The following is a 14,030-nucleotide window of genomic DNA, read 5'->3' as shown; positions in this document are numbered from 1 at the left end:
ACGCGTGACGTGCCGTGCCGTCATTCGTTCAGCTTTTTCAGCCGAGCGGTAACCGACAAGCCGTGCGCCTCAAGGCTTTCCGAGCTGGCAAGCCGCTCGGCGGAAGGGCCAATGGCGCGCAACGCTTCGGGGGTCATCCGTGCCAGCGTCGTGCGCTTCATGAAATCAAGAACCGAAAGCCCGGAGGAAAACCGTGCGGATCGCGCCGTTGGCAAAACATGGTTCGGGCCACCAATATAATCACCGATGGCTTCGGGCGTCCATTGTCCCATAAATATCGCCCCTGCATGGGTAATCATCGCGCTGAGGCTGTCGACGTCCGAAACGCACAGCTCAAGGTGCTCTGGCGCGATACGGTTGCTTAGCATGGCAGCAGTGTGAAGATCAGGGACGACGATGATCGCGCCGTTTTCGCGCCAACTGGCACCGGCAATCGCGCGACGTTCAAGGGTTTCCAACCGTGTCGAGACGGCATCGGCCACGGCCTGCGCGAAACCCGCATCGGTGGTGATCAGGATGGATTGGGCGCTTTCGTCATGCTCCGCTTGGCTCAGCAGGTCAAGCGCGATCCAATCGGCGTCATTATCGGCATCGGCGATCACCAGTATCTCGGACGGGCCCGCTATCATGTCGATACCAACCTTGCCAAACACCCGCCGCTTGGCCGCCGCAACATAGGCGTTGCCGGGGCCGGTAATCTTGTCGACAGGAGCGATCGTTTCAGTTCCATACGCCAGCGCGGCGACCGCCTGTGCCCCCCCGATACGATAGATTTCGTCCACACCCGCAATCCGTGCCGCCAGCAACACCAGTGGGTTCAAGATACCGTCGGGTGTGGGAACGACCATTGCCAGTCGCTCGACACCGGCGACCTTTGCGGGGATCGCGTTCATCAGCACGGACGACGGATAGCTGGCCAGGCCTCCGGGCACATACAGTCCCGCAGCCGACACAGCGGTCCAGCGCCAGCCCAAAGTCGCACCGGCATCGTCCTGCCATTCGGCATCCTCGGGGAGCTGTCGCCGGTGATAGGCGCTGATCCGCGCGGCTGCGAGCTCTAGCGCGGCCCGATCTTTTGCTGACACTTCCGCCACGGCCGCGTCCACCTCTGCCTTGGTGATCCGCAGCGTTTCGGGGGTGAGTGTGATGCGATCAAACTTTGCCGTCAGCGCGATGACCGCCGCATCACCGGTTGCACGGACCTGCGCAATGATGTCGGCGACCGTATCATCCACATCGGGGCTGTCCTCGCGCTTGGCTGATAAAAGAGCCGAGAACGCCGTTTCAAAATCCGCCTGATCAAAACTAAGAAACTGGGGCATGATATTTCCTTTGCCGCCGATAGGCCGACGAACCGGCCCGAGCATGGGTTGGAAAGCGCGCACATGACGTAGCGTGCAGGGAGGCAGGCGCGAACACCTTAACCGAATGTCTCCTCAGTCCGGATGCGAGGGAAAGCTGCGCGATGGGGCCACATAAGGCTTGGTCACGTCCTTCAAGGTCACCTCGATCGCCTCCACGGTCAGACGGATCACCCCATCCCCCGCAAGCGTCAGCAGGATATCCCCCGACGGGGCGTCGCTCTCCACGAATTCGATCTGAAGCAATGACAGGATCGTGTCGGTGTCACCCTTGTTTATGCCCTGGCTGGAAACCCGCTGCACGTTATTGAACATGAGTACTGATTGCACGCGTTCGGCGGCATGGCGCGCTTTGCCCGCGTCCTCCCACCGCACACGATTCAGAAGCAGTGCAAATCGGGCACCTTTCTGGTGCCAGCGCATTTCCGTGGCGGGAAACACTGCATCCTGCGTCAGCGACGAAATCACCTTGAGGTCGTCGGCATCCAGGGCACCCAGATTCAGCGGTGCTTCGCGGCCATCTTCATACCGTGCGTCATCAGTCATTATTCTTTGATCCGTTCGATGTTTGCGCCTACACCGCGCAGCTTCGCCACAACGTGTTCGTAACCGCGATCCAAATGGTAAACGCGGCTGACCTTGGTTTCGCCTTCCGCCGCCATCCCCGCCAATATCAATGAAACGGAAGCCCGAAGATCGGTCGCCATGACAGGCGCACCCTTGAGCTTGTTCACCCCCGTCACAGTGGCGGTACCGCCGTGGACTTCGATATCGGCCCCCATGCGGATCAGTTCAGGCGCATGCATAAACCGGTTCTCAAAGATTTTCTCTTCCAGGACGGAGGTGCCTTCGGCCGTACACAACAGTGCCATCATCTGGGCCTGAAGGTCCGTAGGAAACCCCGGAAACGGTTCGGTCGTCACATTCACCGCTTTGATCTCTCCGTTTCGGCGGGCGACTTTCAGACCCGTTTCCGTTTCGGTTACATCAACACCGGCGGCGTCCAGCTTTTCGCAAAACGCAGCGACCAGATCAATCCGTCCGCCCAGAAGTTCGACTTCACCGCCGCACATGGCGGGGGCCAGCATGTAGGTTCCAAGCTCAATGCGGTCGGTGACCACGCGATGGGTCGCACCGTGCAGACGGTCAACGCCCTGTATTTCGATGCGGCTTGTTCCGTCACCGTCGATCTGTGCGCCCATTGCGCGCAAGCACTTGGCAAGATCTACGATTTCCGGTTCCCGCGCGGCGTTATTGATGACTGTGGTACCTCTGGCCAAGGTCGCTGCCATCATGATGTTTTCGGTCGCGCCGACAGATGCGAAAGGAAAGTCGATCACTGCACCCTTCAGGGACCCACCGCTGGCCTTGGCGTGCAGATATCCGTCGCGCAGGTCGATATCCGCGCCCATAAGCGCCAAGCCGTCGGTGTGGATATCCATCGGACGCGCCCCGATGGCGCAGCCACCGGGCAACGAGACTTCGGCATGACCTTCGCGGGCCAGCAAAGGTCCCAATACCAGATTGGATGCACGCATCTTACGCACGATATCGTATTCGGCGCGGGTATTGATCTGACCGTGACACGACATCGCCTGGACCTGGCCGTCCTGCATCGACGTAACTTCAGCCCCGAGAGAGCGCAGAAGCTCCGTCATGGTTCGGATATCAGACAGGCGCGGCGCGTTGGTCAACGTCAGCGGCTCTTCCGACAGCAGGGTCGCAGGCATCAGCGTAAGGCAGGCATTTTTCGCCCCGGCAATCGGAATTTGTCCCGACAGCGTGCCGCCGCCTTTGACCACTATCGAATCCATCGTTCAGTCTTCCTTGTCTTGGCCAGATTGGCCGTTGCCGGTCTGCGCTTTTGGTTTGCGCGCTCGTGCCTGCGCCTTGCGGCGGGCCATATTGGCCTTCAGCGCGGCCTTTAATCTGTCTTCCCGAAGCGCATTGGGTTTCGGGGGCTTTTGAGGGGCGGTATCCTTTGACATGTCGATTGTCTAGCGTAGCGGGACCACATGGTCCAGATTACGCTTGCACCATATTGCGAATGCGTCTAATCAGCCGCCGATAGTGCTGGAGTAGCTCAGTGGTAGAGCGCGTCATTGGTAATGACGAGGTCGGGAGTTCAATCCTCCCCTTCAGCACCATTTTTCGAAAAACGCGGCCAAAGTCAGTCGGTTTGAAAATATCACCCAGCCTCACAAGTAGCACCCGCGAGGCGTTCTTGCCGAACCCTTTGCATCCTGCGCACGGTCAACCATTGTTCACCCGTTCCAGAATGGACTGACCGGCACCGGCACCAAGCTTGGCGCAGCTTGCCAGCCCTTGCACGAACGGGCGTCGTGCCAGCAAGATCGGGAGCGCCACGCATTGAATGTAGCCCGTAGTCGGCACCAGGGGCGTGAGGTGTACCCCTGCGCCCTGCCCCATCTCCTTGACGGTCTTGTCAATCACGAGGCCCGCAAACCCCAGTTCGTTGATTCCCAATGGACGCTGGCCGCGCGCGTCGATCAACGCATCAAAACTATGACAGAACTTGCCGTTGGAAATCTTTACGCCGCTGCTGGTGTTTTCGACGTCATAGTGATTCCCCAAGGCGATGACTTCGAGCACGCCGATATCGTGCAACGCCAGCATCCGTTCAATCGAAGGGTGCGGCACGCTAGAATAGTTGTCAGCGAATACCGACCCTAGCTTCGACTTTAGCACCTCCAGATCGGCTTCGTTCAGATAGGGCGCTGCCATCTCGAAGACCTCGTGCGCCTTGAGAATGGAAATGCGCCAAGGGCATGGGGTACGATTAGCGTGACCGGCACGCGCTTCGGCCAGATTACTGCGGGCATACTCGAACGGGTCGGTCGCCATACGCGTCGAAAAATACGTATCGACGAAATCATCGACACTCATATCATCGCGTAAGACGGGGCCATCTTTGCCGACTACCGCGCGCAAATCCTTGATAAACAGCGAAAACAACCGGTCAAACAATCCTGTTTGTCCGTGTTGGCTTTCTTCCAGAACACGGTCCTCTGTCAGGGTGTTCAGCTCGGGCAGTGGAAATGGATAATAGTAATCCGCTTCGGGAAGAAGACCTTTTCGCGACAACATGGCGATGCGCGGTAAACTGTGGCCCGCACGCAAAGCCCAGCGCATGCCGTTCTTTTCCTCGATGAAATCACCATGAAGATCCGCTATCGCGACGACCGCATCGATACCGCTCAACGAGGTTCCCAGCACCCCGATATAGTCGCCGGCGATGGCGTGAACGTCCTTGATCGGCCAAAGTGGAATCAGATTGGTATCAGTGGCTTCGTCCTTTGGCAGCCGGGTCCAACTGTGCCCGGTAGCGATGACCACTTCATCAAACAGATCATCCCCCTTATCCAGAGGACTGGCCCAAAAGACGGATATGCCGTTTCGTTTGATGAGAACATCGGTAACCTTGGTGCGCCGGCGTAGTTCGATCTGGTGTCCGGCACCACGTGCACGTGACACCATCTGTGAAAGCTGGGCCTGAAAATAGCGCCCCAGAACCAGACGGCCATAGTAAGTTTTTGCGTCGATCTCTTCAGCCGATAGGCGCATGTCAGCGAGGCTCTTGCGGTCTAGATCGGCGAGCCAATCGCGAAGCGGTGTTATCACCGGTGGGATTTCAAATCCGGCGATATTGGACATCATGCTCGGCGTTGCGGTATCGCTGCTATAGGGCATGCCACTGCCAATTTCAGAACATTTTTCAAATATAACGACCCCGATGGGCGTTTTGGACGCGATCAAGGCAGCCAGCGTATATACCGCTGTTGGCCCTCCGCCGATAATGGCTATGTTTTTCACCCTGTGCGCCCCTGAACTGCTCAAGGTTGAACGTCGGAGCACCGAATTGGTTGCGCGGACACACAAAAGAAATCGTAAAGGGTGAAACATCGCAGCCTGCGCATAGGCAGGCCAACGCACGACCCTTTATACCCGACCATCCAGATCGTCCGACGAGTAGCGTCAAGGCGCGTGATACGCTCTGAAGCCCGCCCAACCACGAGATGCAGTTGCCGCACGTTCGTCGGACGGCACTTTGTTGAAAGTCACTGCCCCGCGTACCATTCGGCCAGTATCTTGATTTGCTCGTCGGTCAGATCTTGCGCCGCCTTGCGCATCTGTTCGGCGCGTTTGCCATCGTTTCTCTTTCCGTCGCGCCACAACTTCAGCTGGGTGATCAGGAACCCCCGGCTCTGGCCCGCCAATGCCGGTGAGATTGGTGCGTCAGCGGTGCGATTCGACCCATGGCAGCTACTACAGGCCGGTAGGTCTTTGGTGCCCTGATTGGCAAGAACATACCCTGCGGTCTCTTTATCCTGAGGCGATGTTTCTAAGCGGGTAGCCCCGACGTCCGTCCCAAATCTACCTGCAAGTCGATCAATCGTTTCATCCTCCATGCCAAGCGCGACCTGTTGCATAATTCCGCTTCGCCGGGTGCCATTGCGATAATGTTCAAGTGCTTCGCCAATATACTCCGGTGTCAGAATGTCCAATCTCGGCACATAGCTGTTTGTGCTGCGGCCATTTTCGCCGTGACATGCGCTGCACGATGCCGGCCCGGGGTTTGTGCCCGTCAACGCGGCCTGGTCTTGCGCGGTCAAATCGCGCACTGCTTCAAGATAGGCCACTACGGACCATACTTCGTCATCACGCTCTCTTGCGGGCCAATAGGGCATGCCGCTCATCTTGACACCTTCCCGCACAATCCAGAACATCTGCTGAGGCTCCCATCTGCTTACCGCTTCGACCACATGCGGTGGGCCGGGGTTCAGCGACTGAGCCGTCGCGGTCTGCTCCTGCCCCGGCACCGCATGGCAAAAACTACATGCGTCTTTGAAATGCAGCGCGCCCAAGGCGACCCTGTCGGGATCAGCAAGATCATCCGGAATTTCCGAGGCCGCCGGTGACCGCAGGCGCACCGATTGCTTGTAGGTGGTGTGCAGCACCCACGTCACCCCCGGCCAATGGCCCTTCCGTGCAGAAACGTTGTAAAGCCCGAAACCGACCACCGTAGCCCCGGCGAGGCCCGCCAGCACGCCTAAGGCCACGATTGTAAGTAACACCCGCTTCATGCGGCTTCCTTTCCTTGTTCAAGCACCTGCCTGACCAGCGCCAGACCCGCGATCAAATAGACAGGCGTACCGATACCGAGCATCAGCAGCCCCCCTAACTGCTGAGCGGTCAAGTCAGCTAGTCCCCCATAGGAACTCGCGTAAAGATCACGCGGGGCAAGGATGATAAGTGCCCCCAAAAGCGTCATGTGCATCGAAGTAAGCAACAGCCCGCCTGCCCCGGCAAGCGGTTGATGGGCGCGAAACGCACCGGCCCACACCAGTAGTCCGGCCAGCAAGAAACTGGCCTGTTCCGCTGCCATCCCCACTACATGCAGCTTTGCCATGCCGTAGAGATAGGGGATGTGCCACCCCCAAACGACGGCAAATTCAACCACCGTGCCGACCAGCGGTGAAACGGCGAAAACCGATGCCAATCGAGGAAACCCAAGCACCAGCAATGGCGCGACAACCGCAACCAGGCCCATATGCCGCAGCATGTGATGCGGAAAATCCGCGGCCAGCCAGCCTTGCATGGGCAAGGCCCAAAGCCCCGCCAGAACCAGCAGACCGATATAGCCCAAAGCAGTCATTGGCAGGTCTGGATCAACAGGGGCGGCAAGGAAACATAGGCAACACCGATGAACGAGATAATCGCCAGCAAGAAAGCCGCGTGTCCCAGGAACTGATGCCTGTCTTCGTTTGTGCCCGCGTCGTTCTCCCAATCTCTGTCCCGCACGATATCCCAATGCCGCCATGCTCTCCAAGCCAGCCAGATGATCGCCAGGAGGGCCACAGCGGTCACCCCCCCGAGCCCGAGCCTGAGCGCTCCTACCTGTCCACCTTTCGCGCAGACCAAGGCCGTGGCCCCGTAGGAGATCGCAAAATGCAGCGCCCACACCAATGGGGCAAAGGTAATCCGCCATACACTTGTGGTTTCGGAAGGGTAGACGGAAGTGTTTTTGATCTGCCGGATATCGGTCATGACAGCCACCCCGGGACCAGCCCCAGTATGACGGCGGTTGTCACGGCCTTCAGGGCCATAAAGTGCCAATACAGCGTCACATTGCGAAGATCGGCATCGTATTTATCCGTGAGCTTACCCCAGACGGAACCTGCCAGGCAGTAACCTTGCATGATCACTCCAGCGAGAACATGCGCGACCAACCAAATCATCAATGCCCACATGATCGCCGGATAGACATGGCTTGTCGGATCCATCTGACGCACTGCCATATACGCCGCGGCCGCACCCGCCAGCGCAAGGATCGGCGCGACCAGCAATGCGGTTCGGGCGATAATGATGCGCCCGCGTGAGTTTGCTTCGCGCGCCGCCACCGTGGAGGCCCAAGCGGCAACAAGCAACACGCCCGCAGCGACCACCCATACCCCGATGGCATGGTCAGCCCCCGCCGGCGGGAAGTCCGGTCGCGCGGTCCAGTAGAAGAAGAACCCGAATATCAGCGAAGCGAACGCCGTGGCATCACCCAGCATCGTGATCCACATCGCCCACCATCCGACGGAATCGGGACCAGAGGCGTAGGTTGGCAACCGTAGCCCAAGCCCCGCTTCGCGAAGATCGTCCTTTGGGGGGCGCGCTGTTGACGTCCACAACCAATACAGCACACAGACGATGGCGAAGGCACCCGAAATTATGGCGGGTGTGTAAATGTGAAACGTCGGGAAGATGAACGCTCCGCCAGTGAACCCCGCAGCCAGTAAGGTTATCCACGCCGGGCCGGTGACACGCTGCACATACATCGGGGTGCCGTCGATCACCGAAGTTACAATGGTTTCGCGCTGATGGTCAGGCGCGTCCTGGAGGTAAAACCGCCCCGCATCCATACGCTCCACCAGCTTGGGTTGATCCCACAGCGGATAGCGGCTGTGAATATAGGGTACCGATCGTACACCCCATGCCTCGGCTGGTACTTCGTGGCTAAACTCCAGCGTGCCCGCGCCCCAAGGGTTGCGCGGTATCTGGGGTTGGTCCTTTTTGGGGCGTAGCAAATCATAAAGGAACACCGCAAACCCCGCTGCGATCACGAATGCACCTATCGTCGAGATCAGGTTCAGCCAGCCCCACCCCGAACTCTCCGGATATGTGAATACGCGACGCGGCATCCCCTTGAGCCCGGTCAGATGCATCGGCAGGAACGTCACGTTGAACCCGGTAAAGATCAGCCAAAATGCCCAACGTCCCAGGGTTTCGGACAACAGCTTTTTGCGCAGGAACGGATAGAAATAATAAACCCCTGCGAGGACCGGAAATACCATCCCGCCAAACAGCGTGTAATGCAGGTGCGCCACGATGAAATACGTGTCGTGAACCTGCCAGTTGAACGGCACGATGGCAAGCATGACACCGGTCAGCCCCCCCGCGACAAATATCGCGAGCGCGCCTGCGATCCACAACATCGGCAGCGACATCTTTACCCGTCCCACCATCAAGGTTGCGACAAAGGCAAAAAGCTGGATGCCGGTCGGTATCACCACCGCCTCGGAGGCCGCGGAAAAGAAACCCAGCGATATCTGCGGCAAACCCGTCGTGAACATGTGGTGCACCCACAGACCAAACGACAAGAAGCCCGTGCCGACAGCGGAAAGCACGATCCAGGAATATCCCACGATAGGCCGCCGGGCCACGGTCGGCACGATCATTGACGCAATCGCGATCGAGGGTAGAAAAACGATGTACACTTCAGGATGCCCGAATATCCAGAACAGGTGCTGCCACAAAATCGGGTCGCCCCCGCGTGTCGGGTCAAAAAACGGCCAATCGAAAGACCTTTCCAGTTCGAACAGGAAATCGCCGGCAATCAGCGGCGGGAACGCGAACAGGATCATCCCGCCTACGACCATCACGTACCAGGCGTACAAGGGCATGACGTTGACCCGCATTCCCGGCGGTCGGCATTTCAGCGCCCCGACGATCAATTCCACCGCTGCGGCAATACTTGCCACTTCGATGAACGACAGGCCAAGCAACCAGATATCGGGGCCGATACCGTCCTCTTTCGTAGCCAGCGGCGGATACATGAACCATCCGGCTTTGGGCGCGGCATCGAACAGCAGCGATCCAAGCACGAAACACCCACCGATCAAGAAGCACCAATATCCATAGGCGCTAAGCCGTGGAAAGGGCATGTCGCGCGCGCCCAGAAAGGCAGGCAGCAGCAAAATACTGATGGCTTCGAACATCGGTACGGCGAAAAGGAACATCATCGCCGAACCATGCATGGTGAAAAACTGGTTGAACCGGTCCGCATCCAGGAAGGTGCTGTCGGGAAAGGCCAGTTGCACCCGCATGGCCAATGCCAGCAACCCGGCGATCAGCATGAACGTCAGCGCGGTCAGCGAATACCACGTGCCCACCTCGCTGTTGTTGACCGCAGACCAGTAACGCCACCCGGTGGGGGTTTTCCACGCCGCCCGCAGTTGGTCTGTTCCGCGCTTTTGTTCGGCTTCGGGTACTGGTTGCGCCAACATCTCCTCCGTCGGGGGAAACGGGCCTTGCGGAAGGGGCAACGAACGTCGTCCAGTCATTTCAGGCCCTCCAGATAGGCGGCAAGTGCGATCAGATCATCCTGAGACAGAAAGTCATATGTGGGCATGTCGACTTCGGGCTTCAGAGCATCGGTGTGACCAAGCCAATTCGCGAAATCGTCAATCGTAACGCCCAGTATTCCGGCCCCCAGCGACACGCGGCCACCGACATGAGTGAGGTCCGGCCCGACCAGGCCGGTGGCCGGGGTACCGCGCACGGTGTGACACGCACCGCACCCTTCGCGGGCAAAAACCTCGGCACCGCGAATTGCCGCAGGTGTTTCGGGTACAAGAGCATCTTTTGCCTGTGCATCCAGCCACTCTGCAAAGGCATCTGGGGTCATGGTCACGGCCTCGAATGCCATCAATGCGTGCGACGCTCCGCAGAATTCGGCACATTGTCCCCGGAATATCCCGACCTTTTCCGGCAGAAAGGACAGATAGGTCTCGCGACCGGGGATCATATCTGCCTTGCCACCCAACGCCGGGATCCAAAGCGCATGAATGACGTTTTGAGCGTTCAGCACCAAACCGGTGCGCTGGCCTACAGGTAGGCGCAGTTCGTTGGCAGATGTGACCCGGCTACCATCAGGCAGTTCGTATTCAACTCTCCACCACCATTGTTCTGCGGTAACATGAATCCGCATCCCGTCGGGCGCACTGCGCTGCGCCGACATCAGCGGTAGGCTGTAGATCAGCAGCCCGCCCAGCAACACCACCGGAAAGATAACACCCCCCCCGATGATCAGGGCCTCGGCGGCACGACGTGACATCGCGCGGGGGTTGATACGGGTGACATAAACGAACAGCCCGCCCACAAGCAGCCACAAAACGGCAGCCCCGACAAACAGGACAAGTGCGAGATCATAAAGCCTTCGTGCATCAGCACCAGACGGATCAAGCACGGACTGTCGCCCTTCGCATGCCGAAACAAGAAACAGCGCAGGCAGGATGAACCAGGCCCGGCGGCGGAACGTCCACTTGCACCAATGCAGCGCCGTCCGCCCCAGAGATAAGAATGATCGCCTTGTGCAATGCACAATCGTAAAAATCGTGTACATAAAGGGCCCGCCAACCGAAGAATAAAAAATGTCTGTCGAATAATTATCCAAGGTTAACGCACCTTATGGCGACCTGTCCACGCTCCGTTGAAAAGGCAGGTATTTTTCCTACCGCCGTCCAGATCGCGAAACCTTTAGGCAGTCGTGGCATCGGATTTTGTGCGGTGGCCAGCTAAGATTGCCTCGACAAGAACCTGAACGCGCAGTGCTTCGTCCAACGTGGCCAACCGGTTTGGCTTACCCGCACAGAGCAATGCCAGATCATCCAGCTGCGCCTTCAGGCTGACAGCGCGCGGGTCCGCGTCGTCCTTGTGAAGGGCGGTAAAATTACCGCCCGTGGATTGCGCATCTCGGTAGAAATCCGAGACCCGGCGGCTTGCTTTCGCACCCTTGATTGTCAGCTCTTGCCGGTCGGGTTGCGCCCCGCCTATGCTGCCCATGACCGTCACGATCTGGCCCTGCGCCGACGTGAGCCGCGCTGCGATATGAGTTTCGCATAGGTCTTGATCCAAAGGATAGTCGGGTTGGGACCACACCAGTGTCAACGGGCCGAGGATACGTTCTGAGAAGAACAGAAAATGCGAGATCACCTCGCGGGTCATGCCCCCTTCGCTGCGAAAACGCAGCCAATCCGCCGTTTGCTGCCAGCCGCGCGGCCATTGCGCATAGGTCAAGATAATGTCCGCGCCGACGAGGTCACCCAGATCGCCTGCTTTTACCGCAGAGCCGGTATCGGCAAGTGCCGCCCCCGCAGCCTGTGTGAAATTCACCGCCACAGGAACGTCAAATGCCTTGAGCCTCTCGACCATATCGCGACTTTCCGCGACATCGACACCCAACGGTTTTTCAAGGAAAATCGCCTTGCCACTCGCCGCGGCCGCCAGTGCATAGGTTTTACGGGGGATCGGTGGGCAGGCCAGATACACCAGATCTGCGGCTTGAATGGCTGCATCTGCACTGGGCACAAGGCGGGCGTCTGGTGCAAGGGTCAGTGCGGCATCGCAGGCCCCCTTGTCCGGGTCCCAGATTGCAGTGACGGTGTAGTGGGGATGTTTCTCAAGATGTTCCAGCATACGTCGGCCCATGATACCAAGGCCGATAATTGCAGTTCTGATTGTCATCCTCGATTTCCTCTTGATGCGGGCATGTGCAGGATTGGCCGTATCGTTGAAAAAGAAAAGCCAAAACCCCGTATTCGCGGCCGACGATTGGGTTTATCGCCCAAAAAGGTTCTAGGCGGTGGCGAACCGGGGGAATTTAATCTAAGCTTGTATAAATTCACATAAAACGGAGGGCATCTTGTGACAGATGTGACGACGGCGGGTATTCCTGCTCCCGACGGTGCGGCGGATATGATCGATACCGATTACGAAATCGGTCAGGACAACCATGAAGGCAGCGTAGGTCCGATTGGTTTTGACATTCACAATCCGGTTTTTGCAATCTCCGGTGTCAGCATCGTGGCATTCGTATTCTACACCCTGGCGTTGCCAGAGCAGTCCGGTGCGCTGTTCAGTTGGCTATTCTCTTCGGTGACAAAGAACTTTGATTGGTTCTTCATTTCAGTGGGTAACATATTCGTCCTGTTCTGCCTGTTTCTGATCATCACCCCGCTGGGCAAAGTCCGACTGGGCGGCTCTGACGCGACACCGGATTACACGTACCTTGGCTGGTTTTCGATGTTGTTCGCCGCCGGCATGGGCATCGGGCTGATGTTCTACGGTGTGTCGGAACCGCTGTCGCATTTCTCAAGCTCGCTTGGCGGTACGGCGTTGGGCGAAAACGGCGTGCGCACCGACTGGGCCCCCTTGGGTGCCGCGGCTGGCGATCAGGCAGAGGCCACGCGCCTGGGAATGGCCGCCACCATATACCATTGGGGCCTTCACCCCTGGGCGATTTATGCGGTGGTCGGGCTGGCCCTGGCGCTGTTCAGCTACAACAAAGGACTGCCCCTGACGATCCGATCGGCCTTCTATCCAATTCTGGGCGAACGTGTCTGGGGTTGGCCGGGTCACGTTATTGATATTCTGGCGGTTTTCGCGACGCTTTTCGGGCTGGCCACGTCACTGGGCTTTGGGGCCACTCAAGCCAACGCAGGTTTGAACGAATTGTTCGGGCTACCAGTCGGCTCGACGGCTCAGGTCCTTTTGATCACAGGTATCACGGCAATCGCCACCGTGTCGGTGATGAGGGGCCTTGATGGCGGGGTAAAGATCCTGTCGGAACTGAACATGGGGCTGGCTTTCTTGCTGTTGGCGTTTGTGCTTCTTGTCGGTCCGACATGGACGATCCTTGCAAATTTCGTGACGTCGCTTTTGGCATACGGAGAATACTTGCCCGCCCTGTCCAACCCTTTCGCGCGCGAAGACGTCAACTTTAGCCAGGGCTGGACCTCGTTCTACTGGGCGTGGTGGATCAGCTGGTCCCCTTTCGTGGGTATGTTCATTGCCCGTGTCAGCCGAGGCCGGTCGGTGCGGGAATTCATCACTTGCGTACTGCTGATTCCCAGCCTGGTCTGCGTCCTTTGGATGAGCGTGTTCGGCGGCGTAGCCATTCAGCAAGTCATACAAGACGGCTATACCACTGCACAGGACGCAGAATTGCCGCGTCAGCTGTTTGCGATGCTTGACCAGCTTCCGCTGGCGGGGATCACCTCGGCGATTGGTATCGTTCTGGTCATCGTCTTCTTCGTGACATCGTCCGATTCAGGTTCGCTGGTCATCGACACGATCACAGCCGGCGGCAAGGTGGATGCTCCGGTTCCACAGCGTGTGTTCTGGTGCATTTTCGAAGGCGCGGTTGCGATGGTGTTGCTATTGTCCATCGGTGGTTTGCAATCGCTTCAGTCAATGGTGATTTCCACAGGCCTGCCCTTTGCCATCGTCCTGCTGTTCATGTGTTACGCAATCTACAAAGGTTTGCGGTCCGAACGAAAGAACGCTTGAAACCGCCCCCCCCCGCGAGGATCGTCTTGCGGG

12 protein-coding genes and 1 tRNA gene are annotated in these 14,030 nt (G+C 58.4%); 2 read left to right on the top strand and 11 right to left on the bottom strand.

Annotation, left to right across the window (positions count from 1 at the left end; genetic code table 11):
* Positions 1-20 precede the first annotated feature (20 nt).
* From hisD to AC13DE_RS06730, 4 genes are all read right to left on the bottom strand, one after another.
* Positions 21-1,322: a histidinol dehydrogenase gene (hisD, locus tag AC13DE_RS06745; RefSeq protein ID WP_483047445.1), complete on the bottom strand. Its 1,302-nt coding sequence runs from the start codon at positions 1,320-1,322 to the stop codon at positions 21-23.
* A gap of 114 nt (positions 1,323-1,436) precedes the next feature.
* A complete protein-coding gene (locus AC13DE_RS06740) occupies positions 1,437-1,907 on the bottom strand; it encodes a DUF2948 family protein (protein WP_446313481.1) in 471 nt (156 codons plus the stop codon).
* Positions 1,907-3,175 (bottom strand): UDP-N-acetylglucosamine 1-carboxyvinyltransferase, encoded by a 1,269-nt coding sequence (murA, locus tag AC13DE_RS06735; protein ID WP_483047444.1) that lies wholly within the window; start codon positions 3,173-3,175, stop codon positions 1,907-1,909. The genes AC13DE_RS06740 and murA overlap by 1 nt, the downstream gene beginning before the upstream one ends.
* A 3-nt stretch (positions 3,176-3,178) precedes the next feature.
* Positions 3,179-3,349: a hypothetical protein gene (locus AC13DE_RS06730; protein ID WP_483047443.1), complete on the bottom strand. Its 171-nt coding sequence runs from the start codon at positions 3,347-3,349 to the stop codon at positions 3,179-3,181.
* 84 nt (positions 3,350-3,433) lie between these two features.
* On the opposite strand from AC13DE_RS06730, the gene AC13DE_RS06725 reads away from it, so the two are divergent.
* A tRNA-Thr gene (locus tag AC13DE_RS06725) sits at positions 3,434-3,508 on the top strand.
* Positions 3,509-3,614: 106 nt separating this feature from the next.
* Here AC13DE_RS06725 and AC13DE_RS06720 read toward each other — a convergent pair.
* The 7 genes from AC13DE_RS06720 to AC13DE_RS06690 all read right to left on the bottom strand — a co-directional run bounded on the left by AC13DE_RS06720 (position 3,615) and on the right by AC13DE_RS06690 (position 12,173).
* Positions 3,615-5,195, bottom strand: a complete 1,581-nt coding sequence (locus AC13DE_RS06720) for an FAD/NAD(P)-binding protein (protein WP_483047442.1) — start codon at positions 5,193-5,195, stop codon at positions 3,615-3,617.
* A 245-nt stretch (positions 5,196-5,440) separates the two neighbouring features.
* Positions 5,441-6,466 (bottom strand): c-type cytochrome, encoded by a 1,026-nt coding sequence (locus tag AC13DE_RS06715; RefSeq protein WP_483047441.1) that lies wholly within the window; start codon positions 6,464-6,466, stop codon positions 5,441-5,443.
* Positions 6,463-7,038 (bottom strand): cytochrome c oxidase assembly protein, encoded by a 576-nt coding sequence (locus AC13DE_RS06710; protein WP_446313482.1) that lies wholly within the window; start codon positions 7,036-7,038, stop codon positions 6,463-6,465. The genes AC13DE_RS06715 and AC13DE_RS06710 overlap by 4 nt, the downstream gene beginning before the upstream one ends.
* Positions 7,035-7,430 carry a hypothetical protein gene (locus tag AC13DE_RS06705; RefSeq protein WP_446313483.1) on the bottom strand — a complete coding sequence of 132 codons (396 nt, stop codon included), beginning with the start codon at positions 7,428-7,430 and terminating at the stop codon, positions 7,035-7,037. Before AC13DE_RS06705 ends, AC13DE_RS06710 begins: the two co-directional genes overlap by 4 nt.
* A complete protein-coding gene (gene ctaD, locus AC13DE_RS06700; protein WP_483047440.1) occupies positions 7,427-9,991 on the bottom strand; it encodes a cytochrome c oxidase subunit I in 2,565 nt (854 codons plus the stop codon). Before ctaD ends, AC13DE_RS06705 begins: the two co-directional genes overlap by 4 nt.
* A complete protein-coding gene (locus AC13DE_RS06695; protein WP_483047481.1) occupies positions 9,988-10,986 on the bottom strand; it encodes a cytochrome c oxidase subunit II in 999 nt (332 codons plus the stop codon). Before AC13DE_RS06695 ends, ctaD begins: the two co-directional genes overlap by 4 nt.
* A gap of 200 nt (positions 10,987-11,186) precedes the next feature.
* Positions 11,187-12,173, bottom strand: coding sequence for a Gfo/Idh/MocA family protein (locus AC13DE_RS06690; RefSeq protein ID WP_483047439.1), 987 nt, complete (start codon positions 12,171-12,173; stop codon positions 11,187-11,189).
* Between the two features lie 231 nt (positions 12,174-12,404).
* On the opposite strand from AC13DE_RS06690, the gene AC13DE_RS06685 reads away from it, so the two are divergent.
* Positions 12,405-13,997: a BCCT family transporter gene (locus AC13DE_RS06685; protein ID WP_483047480.1), complete on the top strand. Its 1,593-nt coding sequence runs from the start codon at positions 12,405-12,407 to the stop codon at positions 13,995-13,997.
* Positions 13,998-14,030 lie beyond the last annotated feature (33 nt).

The sequence above is a fragment of the Sulfitobacter sp. L-8 genome, assembly GCF_056859255.1.
Note: the sequence above shows the minus strand (reverse complement) of the source record. Positions and strands in the feature narration are given on the sequence as shown.